The organism is Chryseobacterium sp. HNCC26DJ238 (assembly GCF_057180465.1).
Genome location: NZ_JBXUGI010000083.1, coordinates 1 through 263 on the forward strand (window position 1 = coordinate 1; position 263 = coordinate 263).

Genomic DNA, 263 nt, shown 5'->3' on the forward strand with positions numbered 1-263 from the left:
TCCCCAGTTATAAGTGTATGGTGCAGTTCCTCCAGCCGGAGTTAAGTTAATAGATCCATTAGAAGCTCCATTACATGCTACATTCGTCACTACGGTCGTTCCTGAAACTGCTGTTGCAGGTTGAGATACTGTAGCATTTACTGTAGCAGTACATCCGTTCGCATCGGTAATGATTACAGTATACGTTCCGGCAGCTAATCCTGTTCTGTCCTCTGTCGTGATTCCACCACCCCAATTGAATGTGTATGGTGCAGAACCCCCAA

Annotated in this window: 1 protein-coding gene; it reads right to left on the minus strand. The window is 46.0% G+C overall.

The annotated features are described in order from the left end of the window. Nucleotides 1-263: SprB repeat-containing protein (locus AC2A07_RS19790; protein WP_484051813.1), on the minus strand; the 263-nt coding region annotated here is incomplete at both ends.